Source organism: Legionella sp. D16C41, from assembly GCF_048541585.1.
Taxonomy (GTDB): Bacteria; Pseudomonadota; Gammaproteobacteria; order Legionellales; family Legionellaceae; genus Legionella_C.
The window spans coordinates 2,720,028-2,740,830 of sequence record NZ_CP183303.1 but is presented as its reverse complement, the minus strand read 5'-3'; the positions used below and the strand labels follow the sequence as shown (position 1 = coordinate 2,740,830).

The following is a 20,803-nucleotide window of genomic DNA, read 5'->3' as shown; positions in this document are numbered from 1 at the left end:
GTATTATTTTAAAAGTTAAGTTAAATTCACGATATAATAAAAATTGTTTATCAAATTGCTTCATATCTTAAAACCTTAAGGTGAGAAAATAGTAAGAGTATACCCATGACTAAACGTATTATAGTTGGTATTTCTGGGGCTTCAGGAATTATATATGGCATTCGCCTTTTAGAAATATTAGCTAAAACAGACTATGAAACACATTTAATCATTTCTAAAGCTGCTCAACAGGCCAGAGGCTATGAAGTGACTTTGTCTAGTCAAAAACTTATTAATCTAGCTGATAAATATTATCCTATTGATGATATTGCCGCAGCCGTTGCCAGTGGTTCATTTAAAACACTAGGTATGATTATTGCCCCATGTTCTATGAAAACACTAGCAAGTATTGCCTGCGGTGTTACTTCTAATTTATTAACTCGCGCAGCAGATGTAGTATTAAAAGAACGCCGCAAATTAGTATTAATGGTGCGCGAGTCACCCTTGCATTTAGGACACTTAGAGAATATGCAAAAAGTGACTCAACTAGGTGCTATTGTGGCACCACCTATTCCTGCTTTTTACAATCAACCCCAAACGCTTGATGATATTGTTAATCACAGTTTAGGGCGGGTACTCGATTTATTTGATATCGATGTAGGTATCGTTAAGCGTTGGAAAGAATAATGTAAATCCAACCTTTCGCCTAGATTCAAGATATTTGCTTAATCTATTAATAATGTCACTTAAAAGAATGTTTATGTAGATTGAATTTTACCCCATAGCCATTAAGCTAATTTCCCTTCTCCCCACCGGGGAGAAGGTGGTGCAAAGCGCCGGATGAGGGGTAATCTAATCAAGACTTTTTCTTTTTATCTATCCGCGCCCTAAGGGCGTACGGAAGAAAAGGAATCTTAATCTAATGGCTAGAGCCGAGCTCCAGGCTACATACTCAATAGATTGTTAGAAACTGTATTAGTGGGTAAAGATATTGTTTGATTTGGGGCAAAAAACCTCGGTGTAAAGAGAAGTTGGCGGCAATAGCGCTGATAACCAGGTGATTCACTAACCTCTTTTTGTAAAGAGTCTAGCTTTGGAAGTTTGATATTAGCGGTACTTTCAACTAGTTCAATAAACTTTAAGTCACTTTTATCAGTAAATAAAAAACCTAAATCTGTCCAGATTTTCTTAGCTAGCTGCTCTTTAATAGCTGGCCAAATAGGTTTGATGTTTTCATTAAGCGAACCAAATAAGCGCATTAATTTTAAATAGTCAGTAGGCGTTTTAGGATTAGCTTGTAATTTTAAATACTGCATTGCAATGTTTTGGGTAAGGTTGATTATCTTTTCATCTATGTTTTGTGTAAATACTTTTTCGAATGGCAAAAACTTTTGATAATGCGGTTCATAGATAAATATTTTTCCTGTTGGAATCTCATAATACCAACCAGAGATAGTAATTTCATGACGATTAACTTTTTCTTTAACTGATTGATAGGTTTTTAAATGTTCTATCTGCGTTAAAATATTAAATTCAATAGCTGCTTTTAATTTTACATCCGGCTCAACGTTTGTAGATGTAATAAGTTTTTCTTCTAGCTGATTAAGCACAGGCTCAGCATAGGTAAGCCACCTAGCTACTGCAGGTAGCTTGTGCTTAAGGTTTTCATCTAAAAGACCGTTCATTGCACCACATCCTGAATGGCCACAAACAACAATGTCTCTAACACGAAGTACATCAACAGCATATTCAATAGCCGCTGCTTCGCTACATGGCATAGGGTAAGGCGGAATAATATTACCCACGTTACGAATAACAAACAAATTACCCGGATTTGTTTGGGTAATAAGGCTTGGAACAATACGAGAATCAGAGCAGGTAATAAAAAGTGTATCAGGATTTTGCCCTTTACCTAGCTCACTAAATATATCCTCTAACTCTTTAAAAGTTTTACCCTGAAATCGCTGAATACCATGCATGAGCTCTAATCTCATAATCTCTCCTTTATTAGTCGCTTTGGCCTAAGATGTGTCTACTTTCAAGTAATAGGTAAATTGTTATGGACTATGTCTTATTGCTGCATGGTAAATTTATTTTTCAAATCTGTAAAGAAAACCAATTATTCTTAACTTAAGTTAACATCTTTAGTAATACCAATATTGCTTAAAAAATGACTATCGTGCGATACCAATATTAATGTTCCCTGATAAATTGACAGCATTTCTTCAATTGATTCAATACTTTGAATATCTAAATGATTAGTAGGTTCATCTAAAATAAGAAGTTCAGGTTGTTTGGCTGCGGATAAAGAAATAGCAAGCCCTGCTCGCATGTATTCTCCGCCACTTAACTCACTTGCTTTCTTCTCGGCAAATCGATTACGAAAATTAAAGGCTGCTAAACGCGTATAAGCTTCTTCGATAGAGAAAAAGGCATTCTTTAAACATAAATTTTCGACTAGCGTTAAAGAGGAATTAAGATAACTAAGGGTTTGATCTAGGTAACAAGCATGAGAAAACCCGCGATAAATAGAGCCTTGATGTGGTTTTAGATTACCTAAAATAAGTTGAATTAGGGTTGATTTTCCTGAGCCATTTTTCCCTTGTATTGCTAAACGCTCTTGCCCTAGCAACGTTAAATTAAAGTTATTAAATAGGGGCTGATTTTTATTAAAACTAAAAGATAATTGCTCAATATTTAGAATAATCTTGCTAGTAGGTATTTTAGCTGTAGAAAAATTTGCAGAAATTTTTTCTTTTATTTCTATGTTTAATTTAATGTCTTGAATTTTTTCTTTTGCCTTTTGTATCTGGTTAAAAGCTTTTATTTTATCTTTTGACTGTGTTTTTTCACTGCGACCTTGTTTCGAGTTGGCAGCTAATTTATCAATTTTTTTTGCTTTTCTAAGTGCGCGTCCTTTTTTTTGACGCCGTTCATGTTTCTCTAGTGTTTGCTGAATACTGTTTTGTGTATTTTTAAGCGTAATTTTTGCTGCTGTTAGCTGGTGATTAAGTGCTTCTTGTTTAACTAATTTTTGTTCGCGATAAAAAGTATAATTACCGCCAAAATGATTAATGCCAAGAGAAGTTAATTCTATAATTTCATCCACTTGCTTAAGTAATTGTCGGTCATGGCTTGCAATTAAAATCCCTCGGTTAGTTTGCTCTAACCAGTTATAAAAGTATTCTTTAGTTTGCCAGTCAAGATTATTAGTTGGTTCATCAAATAAGAGAAAATCAGCTTGACTAAGCATGGCTTTCGCCAGCCAGCATTTAGTTTTTTGACCACCACTTAAAGAAGTTAACGGCGTTGTCAAAGTAATAGAATTTAAATCTAAATCCGTAAGAATTAAATGCACTTTTTCTTTTATATCCCAATCATTACCAATTAAATCATAATCAGTTTCATAAACGCTTCCTTGGGCAATACGTTCCAAAGCATTTAACTTGTCACTAATTCCTAATAAATCGGCTACTATTTCTTTGCCTAAATAATCTGTATTAATCTGCGGGAAATAGTCAACGGAACCAAAAATTTCTATAAAACCTTGCTCAGGCTTAAGTTGATGAGCAAGTAATTTTAATAGCGTTGTTTTACCAACACCATTATCACCAACAATACCATAGCGCGTTTGCGTAAATGTCAGAAAAGCATCATCAATAGGGGATTTAGCAGTTGTAAATGAATACGATAAATGATGAGCAATAATAGCAGGAACACGATACATAAATAATCTCCACAAGTTCGTTAAAAACCAAGTTGGAAAATTATTTACGCATTGGAGGAGTACCTAAAATAAAATAGATAATATATCGTATAATAAAAATACAAAAAATACAAGGCTCGCTAATGTTAAGGATCATTTAAGTATAATCTTATATAATTAGCACTAATTTAATTCTATTGAAAAATACCAATTACTTTTTAAAGTAACCAAATGACTTATATCTTATATTAAATTACTTAAATTAAACCATTATTAACAGGAGGTTATCTTAGCGGTTAGGAGAGTAGGAAAGTGCCTATAATTCTGCAAAAAATTAATGAAACGTCTATTCAGCGTAATCATCGCGCTTGGTTTGATTATTATTTACCACAGCTCCCAGCTAACCTCGGTGATTTTAAAGATAAGTTTACCACTTTTTTGCAAACCTTAAATGATGAGCAGTTTAGTATTTTAAATTATCCTGAATTCTGGTCCGGAGAACGTCTTTTTCAAACAAAAATTCAAATTAGTTTAGCTAACAATGTTCCTGCAGCTTTTCAAGAAATTAATAAATGGATAGACGCCCAAAAAAAGCGTTATTCTAATGAGCCAGATAAATTAGCGGCTTTAGAAAATTTAATCAAAAATTATAGGAAATATTTTACTATTTTAAAAAGAAAGGTTTTAATTGCATCGATAAAAGATTTAGTTGCTAGTTTAAATTTTCCTGCAGATATTGGTGATGAAAGCTTAAATAGTGAGGAATTAGCGTTTCAAAAATCAATTAATCAATTATTAAGCGATAGTAGCCTTTTAAGCATGCAAACCCGCTATGATTGCTTGCAGTCACATCTTAAGCTTACTATTGTTTGTCAACAAACACGTGATCGGTTAATTAAGCAAGCGGAAAGCGATTTAAGTTGGTTCTGGAACTATTTTAATAAAGTTAGAAATATACTCACGCAAATTGTTTGGCCTACCAAAATTTTAATACAGCAAGATAAATCTGCGGCTGGATTTAGCAATTTAGCGTGTGAAGACGAAGAGAAAGCAGGCGATTTATTGCCAGAAAGTTTAAAGTTAGTTAAAAAAGAGAAGGAAGAAAATTTAGCTAAAAGAAGAGAGTTTCTTATTAAAGAAGCTGAAAAAATTAAAATAATTGAGGTTTTAGCTAAGCGGCTTGTAGATGATTATTATCGGGACGCAAAAAAAGTAACTTTTTCAGACGCTGTACAAAAAGATGTTGCAACTATAGCATCAACATTTAGCATTATAATAGGGTTAACCGCTGCTGTTTTAGGTATCGCAGCTTTCTTTTTTCCTCCTTTAGCTATTCCTGCATTGATTTTAGGCTCAATTGGCTTTATATCTTACCTTGCTACAATTTTATCTACAATTAAAATAGCTGAAGAAGGTCTTATTTATAAGCGTCCACCTAAATTATCAGAATTACTTTGGCTTGCGCTTGATATTGTTCTTTTTCCATTAAATTTTGTTTCTGGCCAACTTTTTTCGTTAATAGGAAAAGGATTTAATTGGAGCAGCTCAATTATCAAAATACTAACTGATGTATGGGATAATGTCTTAAGTAATATCCTTCCAGATATTTTCTCTGCGAAAGAAACATTTAAAGATACAGCAACTATTGGTACAAGATATACAAAAACAGGTGAGTTAAGAAATACCAAAGCGACCTCTTTTAGTTTACTACGTAGTATGCTTGTGACAACTAATGAGCAGGGAAATGACAATATAGAATTATTTGAAAAAGTTGCTAATACTAAAAAATATCTTGCAGGACAGCTAGGTTATCGACCTATTGAAACAATAGAAGAAAGAGAAAATACTGAAAGACGCTTAAAAGATTTAGCAACATCCCAGATAGAAAGTTATTTAAATTTAAATAAAATAGCTGCAATTAAGCAAAGGATAGACAGTTATATTACTTTTCGAACAATATTAAGTGCAAAAATAGAAGGTAATCAACTAATAGACATTAGTCAATACACAAAAGAAATAACCCAAACCAATTATTATTTATATAGTATTTCAAAGTTATGTGAAGACTATCTTATTAAAAATTTCGATAGGCAGTTTTTAAGTAAAAGTAATAAACCTAAACAAATAGAAATTGATCGCATACTAGAAATTCACCAACTTACACGTAAACTAATTCAATTAAATTACCAAGATTTAAAAAGCTTTCAAACTGAATTAGCTTTACCTAAAACACTGCAACGCCATCAACGAGGCTTTGTTTATACAAGCCTTGAGCCTGTTGCAGGTGATGAGGCAGGTCAGAAAAATAAGACTTTACCTATCTTCTTAAGTCATCATGCTGATATTTTATTTTGGGCACAAGGTTTTAGAGGACTTAGAACTTCTGCTGAAGCAAAAGCAATTATAGAGACATTCGAAGAGTATAAATTATTATCGCCTGACGCAAAAACCCGCTTTGCAAAACTTAAAAATCTAGAAAAGAAGTGTCAAACTTACTTAAGCAACTATGGTAGTGAAGAAAGTAAACAAAAAAAAGGCCGTTACCAATACGTGCAGAAACTATATGATTTAGTAATAGAAGAAATAAAGATTTTAGAAAGGCCTAATTTAAATCATCCAATTTTAGTCGGTTACAAAGCAAGGTAATTTAGCTAACTACTTTATAAGTCTTCAGAAAATATAATAGATTAAGTGGTTATCTTAAATCTTGGTGAAATTTTTTATTTGGATATAATTTGGCGGGGACTAATACTTAAAAAGCAGAATATAGTCTCCTACATGCACATATTGAAAGGTGGTTTTGGTTCGAAATAGGCCAAATGCAGCTCTGCAGAGGAGAGGTAATCTATTATCAGTTAGGAGCTAATCATGGCAAATACAATTAGAGCATTTTTTGCTATTAGTTTATCGCCCGAAGTAAGCCAGACTATAGCATTAATAATAGAGCAACTTAAACAACAGATCCCACCACGGAAAGTGCGTTGGGTTAATGCTAAGCATTTGCACATAACACTGCGTTTTATACAAGCTGTTAAACTCGCGGATTTGCCTATAATTTGTGAACAGGTGGCTCTACATTTAAAAACTATCAAAGCATTCAAACTTGAATTAAATGAGATTGAATTATTTCCTAAGCCTAAATGTCCACGACTTATCACTGTAAAAGTTGGGCCAGAAGAGCCTCTTGCTTTTATCTCCTATCAACTTGCCCAAATCCTTGATGCTCTCAATTATCCTACTGAAAAAAGAGCTTTCCGCGGTCATATTACGCTTGGACGTTTGCAAAACTATTTGCCTTCGACTGATATTTTTCAAGAAATACAGCAACCTGTTTTTCCACAGCAAGTCGCTCAGTGTATTAATTTACTGCAAAGTAAATTAGAAAAAAATCAGCGAGAATATTTATTAATCAAACAATTTTGCTTACAAAGTTAATTTAATATAGTTATTAACTAGTCAAAAACAAAAGGTAAATAAATTTATCTCAGTTTAAAACTGTAGTAATCTTGCTTCAATTAAAGAACCCAATACTTTATCATTTTCTAAGTCTAATTTAATTAATTTTGCATCGCCGTCAGGTTGCTCTTGTTTAATAAAATAAGTATTTTTTTCAATAAAAAGTCGATTTAAAATAACCTTATTATATTTAGAAGAGTAAATCATAATATATTCTCGGTCTTTTAGTGCTTTGTCATTATCAAATATTAAAATTGAATTTTCGGGGAATAAAGGTTCAATGGCGTCATTGTTCATAATTAAAGCAAATGAATGATCCCCTATTTTTTGAGTTAGTACAACCTCACCTAATTGGCCTACTTCTTGATAGTTGTGAGGCCACTCTTTAAGCATATCCCAACTTATAATAGGAATAGTATAAATTTTAAAGCTCTGTTTTATTTCCTCAGGAATACATTCATATAAGGGTACTTGGCCTGTGAGTTGCGCTACAGAAATCTTAAAGTAACTAGCTAAGCTCTCTAATACCTGTTTTCGTGGACGCTTAGTTGTCCCATTTAACAAGTGATGTAAAGTGGGTTGCGGAATATTAGTTTGCCTTGCTAGCTCACTTAACGACAGTTGATTATGTATTTGCAATAGCTTGCGCAAATTTTCATTAATAGATGGGTTATTCATAAATCTCCAAAAAAATGAATATTTTATTCATAAATTATTGACTATTCAGTCAAAATACGCTTTAATGCCGGCATGTAAACAATTATAAAAGAAAAAAATAATAAAATGAATAAATTATAATAACATGTTAAAGCTACGAAATTAAAGAAGAATATTTGTGAGCTGGAAAATAGTTGGAAATGTTCTTCTTTAATTTGATGGAACACATAACAACCAACCTCGTATTAGGAGAAAATATGAAAAATAGCAGTGAGCGTGCTTTAGCTTATCAATTAGCTAAAGAAATAAATTATGAAGATTTAGAAAAGGTAACTGGCGGCAATGGCTATCAAATGACCACAAAAGCGACCCTCCAACCTTCAGGTAGTACAGGCCAATGGGATACAGTAGTCGATATTAGTATAGATTTTTAGCGTAAAATATAACTTTAATTTTTAGATAGACTTAATACTTCTGCTCTAACATTAGACTTCTTCGAAAACTGTTAGTGTCGAGACGAGATCAAGCGAAAAAGGCGCTGAAAAAGCGCAGCTTACATGGAGTAAATGAGCATTTTGAAGCGCTTTTTTCATTTGAGATTGGCTAGCAATAGCAGTTTTCGAAGAAGTCTAATGAAAGCTTATTAACAAGTTTAATTGCTTACCAGTTTTTAAACTTTAGATTTCAATTGGGCAGAAGTAAGTTTATGAAGTTAATAAAAAGAAGTGGATTTTTTACAATGAAGTATTTGATATTAACTGAACCTGACGATATGCATGCGGCCTTGGTTAAAATAGCCTTAGAAGAAGTAGGCCATCAAGTAAGATTATTATTTACCGCTGATCAACCAACTAAACAAAAAAACTCTATTTTAATTGATAAAAACCTTTGCCAATGGAGAAACTCTTATAACCAACAAACTTATAGTGATCATACCTATGATGTGGTTTGGTCGCGCAGAGTACGAAAACCTTTTTTACCAGAGCATAGTATTCATCCAGATGATTTATCTTTCATTAGAAGAGAAAATACCTTGTTTCATGAGTGCTTAACGCAACATATTGCACCTAATGCTTGGTGGGTGAATCCTAAGGAATCCTCGGTGCGAGCAAATTGGAAATTATTACAATTAAAATTAGCAACTAAAAGTGGATTTACTATCCCTAAAAGTTTATTTTCTAACGATCCGAAAACAATACGTAATTTCATAGCAAAATATGAAGAAGAGGGGGTTATCTATAAACCCTTATGTTCTAATTTTTGGTTTGAAGAAAATCAGCTTAAGATAGCTTATACAGCTAAAATAAACCAAACAAATCTTCCTTCAGATAATGCCTTACAGTTTACCCCAGGAATTTTTCAAAAAGAAATTAAGAAAAAATATGAGCTACGTATAACTTGTTTCGGCAATTATATTGTTGCCGCAAAATTAGACTCACAAAAGCATCCTGAAGGTAAAGTAGATTGGCGTGCTATTACGCCTAATGAAATGGATGTAGAGCCCTATCGTTTACCAGCTATTATTGAGAAGAATTTACGACAATTTATGCAGGAAATGAAGATTGTGTTCGGCACTTTCGATTTTATTGTTACACCTGATGATGAGTATATTTTTCTTGAAGTAAATGAACAGGGCCAGTTTTTATGGATAGAAGAATATAATGCAAATTTCAAAATGCTTGATATTTTTGTTAATTTTCTTATAGAGCGAACTATAAATTTTCAATGGAATGAAAAGCGCGTTAGGCATTCGATTGATAAATATCGTGAAGAAATGCAAGGTTTAATTAATAAAAATCTAGCAAATCATGTGGATTTAAATAAAGTTAAAATTATTAATAAGGAACAGGTATGTTAAAAAAAGCTGTATTTACTTCAATTTTACTTTTTTCAGGGCAGATAAGTGCTGAAACTTATATAGATCTATATGGTGATAGTGCACAAAATGCTGAGCGTATATTGAAAAAATACTCTTATGAAATAAAACAATTAGTCGAGGATGTTGATAAAGTCGTATCGATGGCTAATGAGCAAAAACAAGAAAAAGAATTTATAAAGGTCACTGCAAAGAAAAAATCATTAGTAGAGAAAATTAAAAAAAATGAACACTATTCGTTTGTTGATTTTCAAACTATCTACTACCCAACTACAAAAAATTATTATTTAACAGTTGAGGTAGTACGTAATGATGAAAAACAAAGGCTACATTATGTATCGCCTAAGATTAACATCCAGACCAATAAAACTACTAAAAAGGACTTAATTGCTAAACGTATTAAATTTGATGAATTAGAAATGCGTTTAATGTATGAACATAAAGTAGATCCAAATAATTCAGTCTGTCCAGTTTATCATTGTGTCACAAATTTTAACCATCCTAATTTAAAACCCTATTTAGCGGTATTTAATAAGGGTGCTATGCTGCAAAAAGATTTAATCAAAAAAACATTAAAAGAAGATCCAAGTCCAGAAAGACGTGCCTCAGCTGCTTTCTTAGTTGGCCATTTTAAAGATCCTAGAGAAATAATATCAACGTTATCAGCCAGCATTAATGATAGAAGTGAGGTAGTACGTAATAATGTCATGCGTGTAATTGGATCAACTATGTTAAAAGCAAATATCTCTGACATTGAGCTTAACCCCGTACTTTCATTAATAGATTCTCCCTATACTACTGATCGAAATAAAGCATTAGTAATTTTATCAGAAGCCGTTAAATCAGATAAAAATAAAAAAATTATCTTAAAAAGCGGTGGGGAAAAATTAATTAATCTTTTACGTTTAAAGCAACCTAATAATCATGATATGGCTTATTTAACTTTAAAGCGAATTAGTGGCAAAAATTATAGTGATAAAGATATTGATTCTTGGCAAGCCTGGTTAAAAACACAAAACGTATAAAATATAGTATTGATAACTAATAATTTTTTCTAATTCAGGATGAATATAGAAGTCCAACCCCGCTTATTTAATGAAAAGGATAACATTAAATAAGTTATTTATAGGAAATAAAAATGGAAAAAAGTGCAATGTTCAATCGTGTTTTAGCATTTAATTTGGCAACTGAAATTAGCCATGAAGAGTTACAAAATGTAACCGGTGGTGCTACAAAATATACACAGCAACTTACACATTATTTTACTAATAAACATGGATCTTATGATGTTGAGACAGATATGGATTTTGATTAAAGCATAACTGACTTTTGGGTTTTTAGAGTATTTTTATATAGTATTAACCACATTACCTTACATAAGGTATTTACTTATCTCTATTAGGTGGATTTTTCTATAGTTTACTCAGTAGACTTCTTCAGAAACTGTTAGTCCCGAAACAAAAGCAAGCGAAAAAGGCGCTGAAAAGCGCAGGTTACACAGAGTAAATGAGCATTAATTGAAACGCTTTTTTCGTTTGAGATTAGCCGGTAAGGGCAATTTCCGAAGAGGTCTATTAAAACCCAAAGCTGGCCATAAATAAGTTAAGGAAATGTAGTGAATATTTTAATCTCAACTGAACCAGATGACGCACACGCTGCTATAGTAAAATTAGCTTTAGAGAGCAAATCTCATCAATGTTTACTATGGTTTACTGCTGACCTACCTACAAAGCAAACTAATAGTATTTATCTTTCTATTAAAAAACAATGGTGGTTTTTAGAGAATGAATCTGAGCGTCCCATTACCAATAGCAACGATATTGATATAATATGGTGGCGGAGAGCCAGGCAACCCTTTGTTAAGGATAAGCTTGTTAAAGCCGATTATGATTTTGTTAAAAAAGAAAATACCCTTTTTCATAATAGTGTGCCTTTGATACTGGCTAAAGATGCTTTTTGGATTAATCCTTATGAAGCAATCAGCCAGGCTAATTCTAAGTTACTACAGTTAAAACTCGCATTACAGTGTGGCTTTAAAATTCCGCCAAGTTTAGTATCTAATTCACCAACCAAAATTAAAGAATTTATTAGTTCTTATAAAAATAAAAAAGTCATTTATAAGCCTTTCTCAGCGCATTATTGGTATGAAGAAGATAAATTAAAGTTATTTTATACAAAAACGGTTGGCGTTGAACAATTGCCTCCCGATAAAGTATTGCAATTAACACCAGGTATTTTTCAACAATATATTAAAAAAAAGTATGAGCTGCGCATTACCTGTTTTGGGACACATATTATAGCAGCAAAAATTTATTCTCAAGAACATCCTAAAGGGTTAACTGATTGGCGTTACATTCCTCCTAATGAACTGAAAGTTGAACCTTATTGTCTACCTTATTTACTAGAAAAAAAGATTCGTAACTATATGGACGCTTTAGGTATTGTTTTTGGTTGTTTTGATTTTATTGTGACGCCAGATGAAGAATATTATTTTCTAGAAGTCAATCAACAAGGTCAATTTCTTTGGATTGAAGATAGATGCCCAAGCATAAATCTATTAGATAGATTCGTGAAATTTATTCTAAACAAAAATAGTAATTTTAGATACAACGAACGAGATATTATTTCTTTAGCAGATTATGAAAAAAGGGCAAGTATAATCATACAAGAAAACATAAAAAATCATATTATGCTTAACAATTTAAAAGCAGCTGATGTTGCCTAATCTTACTTTGAAAAACTCTGTAATTATAACAGTTAATTTACAGAGTTATTTTTAATTTATATGAAAAAAGAATTATTTAGATCAGAAGTATTCAAGCAAAAAAGACTAAGTCATTTGGGCAGTATATCAATTAATACGCCATTGTCCTTTAGATTTATTACTTACAGTTGTTTATTTATTTTAATCATAATAATTTTATTCATTACGACTGCTGAATTCTCACAAAAATTTGTTGTTATGGGTTACCTAAACGAATCACAAGGTGTTATTAGTTTATACCCAAGTAAAAATGGAGTAATTATTCATAGCTATAAAAATCAAGGAGACCGTGTTAAAAAAGGTGAAGCTATTTTTTTAGTTCACTCTTTAACAGAAAGCCAACTTATTGATAGAAATGATGTCTTAAAAAAATTAATTACTCGAAAAAAGTCAATAAATTATGAAATTGAAATTAAAGATAATCAATTACAGGAGTTAAAAAAATTATTATTAAAAAAATACATTACCTTAGATTTTTTTAATAATAAACAACAGGAGATAATAGAACTTAAACGCAGTCTTAACTTAGTAGAAACGGAAATTATTAAGTATAAGCAAGATGAATCTTACCTCGTGTATTCCCCAATAGATGGTTTCATCGCTAGTAGCATTTTTAAAGAAGGACAATTTGTTAATTTGACTAAACCCCTAGTAAAGATTTTACCGAATAAATCTAAGCTAATTGCTAATTTATTTATTCCAGTAGCTCAAGCTGGTTTTATAAATAAAGGTAACAAAATTATTATTCGTTATGATGCTTACCCTTACAAGCGATTTGGTAACTATCAAGCAATAATTGACACTATTGATGAAACTATTTTAACGGATGCTGAGGATGAAAAATCTATTCAAATAGGATATCCCTACTATAAAGTCAATGCAAAATTATCAAGCCAGTATGCAAAGATATATGGGAAGAAAAAAAAATTACACCAGGGAATGACTATAACTGCGATTATTACAGGGCCTAAGCAAAAATTATGGCAATGGATTTTAGATCCCATTTTTAGCATGTATGGAGAGCTTACGTTATGAAGGATAGATTAGACTTTAGCTTAAAAAAGAACCATAAATTACCTATGATATTGCAAAATGAAATGGCTGAATGTGGCTATGCTTGTATAGTGATGCTTAGTAATTATTGGGGCCATCAAATTAGTCTAACTAGCCTAAGAGCTATGAGTAAGCCTTCTTTAATAGGTATTTCAATGCTTGATATGAATAAGCAGCTACAGCGCTTAGGCTTTAAAACACGAGCTTTACGTGTTGACCTAAAAGATTTGAAATTTATTCGTTGCCCTGCAATTTTACATTGGAATATGAATCACTTCGTAGTTTTAAAAAAAGTGAAAAAAAATTATATTATCATTCACGATCCAGCCCTTGGCATTAGGCGTTGTACTATCACAGAAATATCAAATTCCTTCACTGGAATTGTTTTAGAAGCAGAAAAAGAGCCTGGTTTTCAAAAAATTATTAATGATAATAAACTAACTCTTCTTCATTTTTTAAAAATGACTACTGGAATTAATAAATTTATTATTTTTTTAATTCTTTTATCATTAACTATTGAAATATTGGCATTAATAAATCCTCTTCTAACACAGTATATTATGGACGATGTTATTGATACCAATAATCTAAATAATTTATATATTATTGCGGCTGCCTTTTTAATTCTTATACTTTTGCAAAGCGCAATTGAATATAGCCGAAATTATTTAGTAACTTATCTAACTACTAACTTAACAGAGCAGTTTTCTGCAAATTTAATTAAGCATCTTTTAAAATTACCATTAGAATTTTTTTTTCATCGTTATAAAGGCGATATCCAAGCAAAATTTCAAACAGTTGATCAGATACAACGAAAAATTAGTACAGAATTTATTAATACCATTCTTGATGGCTTAATGATTATTATTAATTTAGCGGTAATGATAATTTATAGTATTAAACTAACCTTAATCATTAGTATAAGTCTTTTAATTTACTTAATAATACGTTATGTATCTTATCAAAATTTAAAGCGTCAAACGGAAAATTCTGTTGTTCAACATGCAAAAACGGCTTCTATCTTTCTAGAAACATTACAGGCTATTATGCCACTTAAAACGTTCGGTAGAGAAGAAGTCCGTTTTAATCGCTGGTATAATAGCTATATTCAAGCCCTGAATGCTGACATTACTATTTCTAGATTAAATACATTTTATAATGTGATTAATCAACTTTTGTTTCAAGTTGATCATATTGTCATTTTATGTGTTGGCGTTATGCTCATTTTATCTAATCAATTTTCAACAGGTATGTTAATAGCCTTTTTGTCTTATCGGCTTTTACTTATTAATAAAGCCTCTTCTTTTATCCGCTATGTTTTTGACTATAAACTTATTGCTATACAATTAGCCCGCTTAAGTGATCTCATCTTCCAGGAGCCGGAAGTAATTACTGAAGGACTTGGCCGCATTGAGTATATGGCTGGTGAGCTAGAAATTAAAAATATCCATTTTCGTTATTGTCCAAATGACTCCTTTATTTTTAAAAATCTTAATCTAAAGATTAATGCCGGTGAAAAAGTAGCAATCATTGGTTCTTCAGGTTGTGGCAAATCTACTTTATTAAAAATAATGATGGGGCTATTAAATTCAGAAAAGGGTGAAATCTATATTGATAATATACCGCTTATTAACTTTGGTTTAAAAAACTATCGTGAGTTAACAGCTTCTGTTATGCAAGAGGATTGTTTATTAACTGGCTCAATATTAGAAAATATTGCTTTTTTTGCTGAAGAAATTGATCTTGACTATGTTTACCATGTTGCCAAGCTTGCTTGTATTCACGAGACTATTTTAGCACTACCTATGCGCTATGAAACGCAAGTCGGTGAAATGGGTTCTATTTTATCAGGTGGGCAAAAGCAGCGTATTTTATTAGCACGAGCACTGTATAAAAAACCAAAAATATTATTTTTAGATGAAGCGACAAGTCATTTAGATGTTAAAAATGAAATAATGATTAATCAAGCTTTAAAAGAACTGGCAATAACGCAAATCATTATTGCTCACCGTCAAGAAACTATTGCTATGGCAGACAGAGTAATTAATTTGAGAGATTTAATTACCGCGTGTTGATAATTTAGAGCGTGACAATAGACCTTAAATATCTTTAGGCCATATTCTATAAATTAAAATATATAATTATTTGACACAATTTATTTTCCGACAACTTAGCATGTTTCCTCACGTTCCGCGACTTTTTCTAAGGATTTATTACTTGTAGGCGAGACTTTACTGGATCCCGTGGACAAGCCACGGGACGTAGGTCTTGAAAAATAATGTTGTTAAATCCTCTGCCTACGTACCGCGACTTGTTCGCGGTATCCAGGGGATGTTGTCGTTAAATCAAACCTATCATACAAGTCTTCTTTTATTCAAATAAAATACAATTTGCAAGTAAATGAGCCATAATTAAATAATAAATTAGCTTAATTAATCAGCATGAAAATTAAAGTAGAAATCTTTGATGAGGTCAAGAAAAGATTAGTTGAAGCCGAGATTCAAGAAATAGCGAAGCCTAATAATTTTTTTATTGTAAAGTTAAAAGTGGATGGACAAACCAATCCTAGTGGCCAATTACTTTTTGCTCTATTTAAAGACCATTTGTATATAGCGAATCTTACTAACTTCAATAGAAATTATAGTGGAGTAGGGACCGTATTAACTAGATATGCCTTTACGCAAAGTCTTAATTTTAATAAACAAGGTAGAATTACTCTAGAGGCTGTAAATAATTCAAGTCTTTTTTGGGAAAAAATGGGGTTTGAATTTAGAGATAATAGTAAAAGTAACATGTATTTATCTGAAAATACTATTAAAAATAAATTAGTAACCAATTTTGCTATTGAAGCAGCTTTAACTGATCGTACTAGTGAGTTAAAAGTACCTAATGTTAGCGCAGGACTTGTGGAGTTACCTAGGCAATTAAAACAAGATTCTTCATCCTCTCCTAGCGGGGTGCCAATTACGTCTTTATACCAGCCCCAAACTTTTTTTGGAAGTGAAAGCCGATATGAAAAAAATCTAGTTAGTCCCGAAGTAAAATTAGATGAAATAAAAAAAGCTTCTGAAGAAGAAGCTGATAAACCTTGCATGTCTCCAGAGCAATTAGGTGCAGGAGTAGAAGAAGTGGCTGCAAACAATGATAACATAAGTAACTGCGAAGAAAATGCAGGTGGTTCTAACGAAGGTGAAGAAGCTGACAAAAAATTAGCTGAAGCACAAAAAGAAGCTGAATCAGCTGGTTTTACTTGGAGAAGTTTTTAGTATAGCGTGGCCTGCAAAGCCGATAGCCCAATTCACACATGCCTGGATTTTATTTATATCAAATTCAAAGTTAGATGGATGTTATAGTGAGCATAGATTGGGCCATTGCATCGGCACAATATTTACTCACCATTTATACTTTAAACCAACAACAGCTTTTATACTTGGCATTCACAAGATTTAATCTAATCAAACTCTATAAGAAAACTGATTCCATGTTGCTTAAAGCCTAGTGATTGATAAAAATAATGAGCCGATTGACGCTTTAAATTTGCTGATAAAGCTAGTTTATAGCATTGCTTTTCTTTACAAATTTCAATGGCATGTTGCAACATTTGCTTACCAATACTTTTACCCTGCAAACTAGGCTTAACCACCACATCTTCGATAATACCGGATGGCGCTCCCAGATGGCCTAAATTGTCCATAATTAAAAGAGCAAATGAACCTACAATAAACTCATTTTTATCCACTGCAGCATAAATTTTGTAATCTGGATAAGCGTTAATCCTTTCAAATAGATGCTCTGCTTTAGTTAAAGGTAGAATTTTTCCATCATCAATCTCAGGTTGAGCATATAGCTCTAATATTGCCGATAAATCATTTTTTTGGGCAGTACGAATAATAACCTCTACCATTTTACTAATCCTGATTATTTAATGAGGTAGGAAGAACATTTCTTTAACAGCTTGATTCCATTGTTCTGGTTGTTCAAAGCTAGATAGGTGACCTGCATTTGCTAAAATGACTAGCTTACTATTTTTAGCTAATTGATGCATGGCTTCACTTTGTTGTGGTGAAATAACTTTGTCTTCTTCACTGGTAATAATTAAAATAGGTAGAGTGCTATGCGCTAATAAATCTTCAGTTGAGGCGCGAAGTGACATGCCTCTTAGGGCGGAAGCAAGGGCTGTAGGCTTTTGCGATTGTAAAATATCGAGAAGTTGTGCCCGCATGTCATTAGAAGCGTTAGGGGAAAGAGCGTTCTCTATAAAGCCGTTAATGAGTTTCTCTGTACCATGTTCTAATACCTCTTGGGCTATTTTCTCTCGATTTATTTTAGCTTCATCACTATCGGCAATAGCTTGTGTATTAGATAAAACTAGGCCTTCTACTGCTTGTGGATAGAGCTTTAAAAAAGCAAGCGCAATATAGCCACCCATTGATTCACCACCAATAATCGCTTTTTTAATTTGTAAATGATCAAGCAACGTTTTAACTTCGGCTGCGTAATCAGCCATACTAATAGCATTGCCATCGGCAGGAGATGACTGCCCAAAACCCCATAAATCCAAACTGATCACACGAAATGACTGTTTTAATTCTGTTTGTGGTTTCCACAGTTGTTTGTCTGTTGGGAAAGCATGAATTAAGATTAGTGGCGTGCCTTGGCCTTCATCGGTATAAGCAATAAACTTTTTATTATCAAGAGGGAGGATAGATGCTGATGTAGCAATGTTTAAAAAAGCAATAAATAGAAAGCTTAATAAGCTCTTTTGTCTCCTCATTTTCATCCTTAAAAATCTTCTTGAAAAAAGTATCTTAGCAAGCTAAATCAATTAACGAAAGTTAATAAAATTATTAAATAAGCTATCTTGCGTTTAAGCCATTATAGCGCCACCTACTAAATTTTAGACAAGGTGCAAAGTAGTGAGACGACGAGCGTCTAAATAGTCATATGACTATTCCTTGCGAGCTAGCTTTTTACCAGATAAAGCTTAGTAAGTGGTGCTATAAATTATTTTAATGCAATTTGTAATGCTGCTTTTGCTTTCAACGCAAACTATGCAAGCCCTTATTAAAATTACGCTAGTTCATTTTTTTTAAAAAATTAACAGGTAGGCTTTTTACTAGGCTCTGCAGACTGCGCCTCATTAAGCTTATCATTCACATAATCAAAAAATGTCTGTCCAACAGTCATTCCTACTGCAACTCTAGCTGTGCCCCAACCTACTTTAATACGATCTTGAAAAAAGCGTGCTTTATTTAAAGGTGTTTCATACGTTTTAGCTTCACGCCATAAAGACCGTAATACTGCAAATGTTGTTGGTGGTTTTTGATTAGGTGGTGTTGCATACTGAATATTACGGGCGAAATTAAGAGGCCCAGAAATAACGGTTGCAGCACCTGCAGATGCCATATTACATAGAAATTTTAATGATGAATTATCTTTTGAATTTGTGGTGCTATTTTCTTTTGCAAAACTATCATAGAGCATTTTACGCATCACTTCATAGGTTCCACCAAAAGCAATATCACGAGCCATTGTAGCGCCTGTGCCTTTAACAAAGGGTTTAAAGCCACCTGCTTTTGCCATTTCACGAGCACTTGAAAAAAATGATCGATTTTCCTGGCCCCAAGTATGAAATTTAACAGCAGAAATACTATTGGTTAGACAAGCGCTAATACTGCCAGCCACAGCTCCAACAGCAAACTGGGCAACAGGTTCGCTTACTTCTAATTGGTTTCGTAAATAAGGATATATACTTTGGTTTAATTGACTTTGTGCAATATAATATATACCTCCCAAAAAAGCGCGCTGTAGTAGCGCTTGAGAAAAGCCCTGATAGGGTGCCGTAAAGTTTTCTTTGGATAAAAAAGGTCTAATTTCTTTTATAGCTAAATATAATGCTCTATCCCACGGATTAAAGACTCCAGCCAACAGAGAGCCTGTTGCGAGGCCACTGACAAAACTAACATTAAAAGATTTTTGAGTTTCCTGTTTTACAGGTGGATGATTCTCTAAAGCGACTGACTCGGAAGGCTTTGCTGTATTTGTAGATGAAGTATTTTCTGTGTGTTGCTTCATTTTATATTAAACAAAAATTACAAACGTGCAATATTTAATCATATTTAATAAAAAATTGCAAATGTGTGGTTTTATGAACAAAAATAGTCATATTTTTGTCAATTGCAGTGAGTGTTAACAAGGCTTTTTAAAAGAAAAAAAGAGACAAGTAACTTTACAGGAGAAGCAACAATTAAGAAGCCAAATAATTCACTAGATTTTGACTTAATAATACTTTATTGCCCATTAGAGTCTAAATTCCAAACAATAATTATCGCCCATATAAAGGTTTGCTAAATAACCAAGTAATAGAGGATTATTAATAGGGCCATGGCCGATATTACTTATTTGCAGTACAGGCAAGGTACATTGGGCAGCAAACTCCTGAATTACCTCTTTAACAAGAAATTGGCCATTAGGTTCACCCTTATCAATCATATCGCCAAATAAAATGGCTTTTGCATGTCTGAATAATCCTGCTTGCTCTAATTGGGCTAATACTCTATCGATACGATAAGCACGCTCATTAAATTCTTCTATAAATAAGATTTTATTAGCTATAGCAGGTTGCCAAAATGTACCAAGACTGGCTTGAATTAAATGTAAGTTCCCACCAATAATAGGTGCTGTTATGATTTGCTTATCTTGAGCTAAATTATTTAAGGGTATAAGTTTCTCATAGCGAAGTAGGGTTGTGTTACCGAAAAGAATATCTTTTAATAATTTAACTGAGTTTTCAGAAACGCGATTTAAAGAAACTTGATAGGCCGAGGGACCACTTAAAGTAGGCCAACCCCATTGTCCCTGAAAAAAAATATGAAGCGCGGTAATATCACTAAAGCCAATTAAAAGTTTAAGCGTAGTTGGCTTAATTTGCTTAAGCATAGGTAGCAGTTTAGTAGCACCAAAGCCACCAAGTAAACACCAAATAACTTGAGAGTGAGGGTTTAGTAAGGCATTTTTTAAATGAAAAAAACGTTTTTCGTCGGAATTAGCATAAAGTAAATTCTCGCCAAGCAAATCAGGAGGCACATGAGCATAAAGGCCCCAAGAAAGAAGTAGCACTTTAACTTTCTCTATGACGCTGGGATGACACCTTGATGAGGGTGCCACAATATCAACCGTATCGCCCGGCGTTAAATGACCTATTTCAAACAAGGACATTAAAATTTATTACCTAAATTAGATTTTTAATTTATAGATTAATAGACTTTTTTCGAAACTGCCATTATTGCTGAAAATAATCAAATCTATTCAT

Annotated in this window: 18 protein-coding genes; 11 read left to right on the top strand and 7 right to left on the bottom strand. The window is 32.6% G+C overall.

Features of this window, described 5'->3' with window-relative positions:
- Positions 1 to 99 precede the first annotated feature (99 nt).
- Complete coding sequence (locus ACNVED_RS11775) at positions 100 to 666, top strand: UbiX family flavin prenyltransferase (RefSeq protein ID WP_419421182.1); 567 nt, start codon at positions 100 to 102, stop codon at positions 664 to 666.
- A gap of 257 nt (positions 667 to 923) precedes the next feature.
- On the opposite strand, the gene ACNVED_RS11770 is transcribed toward ACNVED_RS11775, so the two are convergent.
- Together ACNVED_RS11770 and ACNVED_RS11765 are read right to left on the bottom strand one after the other, a co-directional pair.
- Positions 924 to 1,973 (bottom strand): carbonic anhydrase, encoded by a 1,050-nt coding sequence (locus tag ACNVED_RS11770; protein ID WP_419419207.1) that lies wholly within the window; start codon positions 1,971 to 1,973, stop codon positions 924 to 926.
- A gap of 131 nt (positions 1,974 to 2,104) precedes the next feature.
- A complete protein-coding gene (locus ACNVED_RS11765; RefSeq protein WP_419419206.1) occupies positions 2,105 to 3,706 on the bottom strand; it encodes an ABC-F family ATP-binding cassette domain-containing protein in 1,602 nt (533 codons plus the stop codon).
- Between the two features lie 291 nt (positions 3,707 to 3,997).
- Between ACNVED_RS11765 and ACNVED_RS11760 the strand changes: the two genes are divergently transcribed.
- The gene (locus tag ACNVED_RS11760; RefSeq protein WP_419419205.1) at positions 3,998 to 6,331 is read left to right on the top strand and encodes a hypothetical protein; all 2,334 of its coding nucleotides are present in this window, start codon (positions 3,998 to 4,000) and stop codon (positions 6,329 to 6,331) included.
- A 222-nt stretch (positions 6,332 to 6,553) separates the two neighbouring features.
- Positions 6,554 to 7,120: an RNA 2',3'-cyclic phosphodiesterase gene (gene thpR / locus ACNVED_RS11755; protein ID WP_419419204.1), complete on the top strand. Its 567-nt coding sequence runs from the start codon at positions 6,554 to 6,556 to the stop codon at positions 7,118 to 7,120.
- 54 nt (positions 7,121 to 7,174) lie between these two features.
- Here the strand turns inward: thpR and ACNVED_RS11750 are convergent, their stop codons facing one another.
- Positions 7,175 to 7,819: a helix-turn-helix domain-containing protein gene (locus tag ACNVED_RS11750; protein WP_419419203.1), complete on the bottom strand. Its 645-nt coding sequence runs from the start codon at positions 7,817 to 7,819 to the stop codon at positions 7,175 to 7,177.
- 236 nt (positions 7,820 to 8,055) lie between these two features.
- Here ACNVED_RS11750 and ACNVED_RS11745 point away from each other — a divergent pair, with 236 nt between their 5' ends.
- The 8 genes from ACNVED_RS11745 (at position 8,056) to ACNVED_RS11710 (ending at position 16,757) form a co-directional block, all read left to right on the top strand.
- A complete protein-coding gene (locus tag ACNVED_RS11745) occupies positions 8,056 to 8,232 on the top strand; it encodes a hypothetical protein (RefSeq protein ID WP_419419202.1) in 177 nt (58 codons plus the stop codon).
- 305 nt (positions 8,233 to 8,537) lie between these two features.
- Positions 8,538 to 9,656: a hypothetical protein gene (locus tag ACNVED_RS11740; protein ID WP_419419201.1), complete on the top strand. Its 1,119-nt coding sequence runs from the start codon at positions 8,538 to 8,540 to the stop codon at positions 9,654 to 9,656.
- Complete coding sequence (locus ACNVED_RS11735) at positions 9,650 to 10,699, top strand: HEAT repeat domain-containing protein (RefSeq protein WP_419419200.1); 1,050 nt, start codon at positions 9,650 to 9,652, stop codon at positions 10,697 to 10,699. The genes ACNVED_RS11740 and ACNVED_RS11735 overlap by 7 nt, the downstream gene beginning before the upstream one ends.
- A 128-nt stretch (positions 10,700 to 10,827) precedes the next feature.
- Positions 10,828 to 10,989, top strand: a complete 162-nt coding sequence (locus ACNVED_RS11730; RefSeq protein ID WP_419419199.1) for a bacteriocin — start codon at positions 10,828 to 10,830, stop codon at positions 10,987 to 10,989.
- Between the two features lie 300 nt (positions 10,990 to 11,289).
- A complete protein-coding gene (locus ACNVED_RS11725) occupies positions 11,290 to 12,399 on the top strand; it encodes a hypothetical protein (protein ID WP_419419198.1) in 1,110 nt (369 codons plus the stop codon).
- Between the two features lie 237 nt (positions 12,400 to 12,636).
- Positions 12,637 to 13,473, top strand: coding sequence for an HlyD family efflux transporter periplasmic adaptor subunit (locus tag ACNVED_RS11720; RefSeq protein WP_419419197.1), 837 nt, complete (start codon positions 12,637 to 12,639; stop codon positions 13,471 to 13,473).
- Positions 13,470 to 15,566 carry a peptidase domain-containing ABC transporter gene (locus tag ACNVED_RS11715; RefSeq protein ID WP_419419196.1) on the top strand — a complete coding sequence of 699 codons (2,097 nt, stop codon included), beginning with the start codon at positions 13,470 to 13,472 and terminating at the stop codon, positions 15,564 to 15,566. The genes ACNVED_RS11720 and ACNVED_RS11715 overlap by 4 nt, the downstream gene beginning before the upstream one ends.
- Positions 15,567 to 15,932: 366 nt before the next feature.
- Positions 15,933 to 16,757, top strand: coding sequence for a hypothetical protein (locus ACNVED_RS11710; RefSeq protein WP_419419195.1), 825 nt, complete (start codon positions 15,933 to 15,935; stop codon positions 16,755 to 16,757).
- A gap of 185 nt (positions 16,758 to 16,942) precedes the next feature.
- Here ACNVED_RS11710 and ACNVED_RS11705 read toward each other — a convergent pair whose 3' ends face one another.
- From ACNVED_RS11705 to ACNVED_RS11690, 4 genes are all read right to left on the bottom strand, one after another.
- On the bottom strand, positions 16,943 to 17,395 hold the full coding sequence (locus ACNVED_RS11705) for an N-acetyltransferase family protein (protein WP_419419194.1): 453 nt from the start codon (positions 17,393 to 17,395) through the stop codon (positions 16,943 to 16,945).
- Between the two features lie 18 nt (positions 17,396 to 17,413).
- Positions 17,414 to 18,265, bottom strand: coding sequence for an alpha/beta fold hydrolase (locus ACNVED_RS11700; protein WP_419419193.1), 852 nt, complete (start codon positions 18,263 to 18,265; stop codon positions 17,414 to 17,416).
- Positions 18,266 to 18,588: 323 nt separating this feature from the next.
- On the bottom strand, positions 18,589 to 19,566 hold the full coding sequence (locus tag ACNVED_RS11695) for an MC/SLC25 family protein (protein ID WP_419419192.1): 978 nt from the start codon (positions 19,564 to 19,566) through the stop codon (positions 18,589 to 18,591).
- A 225-nt stretch (positions 19,567 to 19,791) separates the two neighbouring features.
- Complete coding sequence (locus ACNVED_RS11690; protein ID WP_419419191.1) at positions 19,792 to 20,709, bottom strand: S66 peptidase family protein; 918 nt, start codon at positions 20,707 to 20,709, stop codon at positions 19,792 to 19,794.
- Between the last annotated feature and the right edge of the window lie 94 nt (positions 20,710 to 20,803).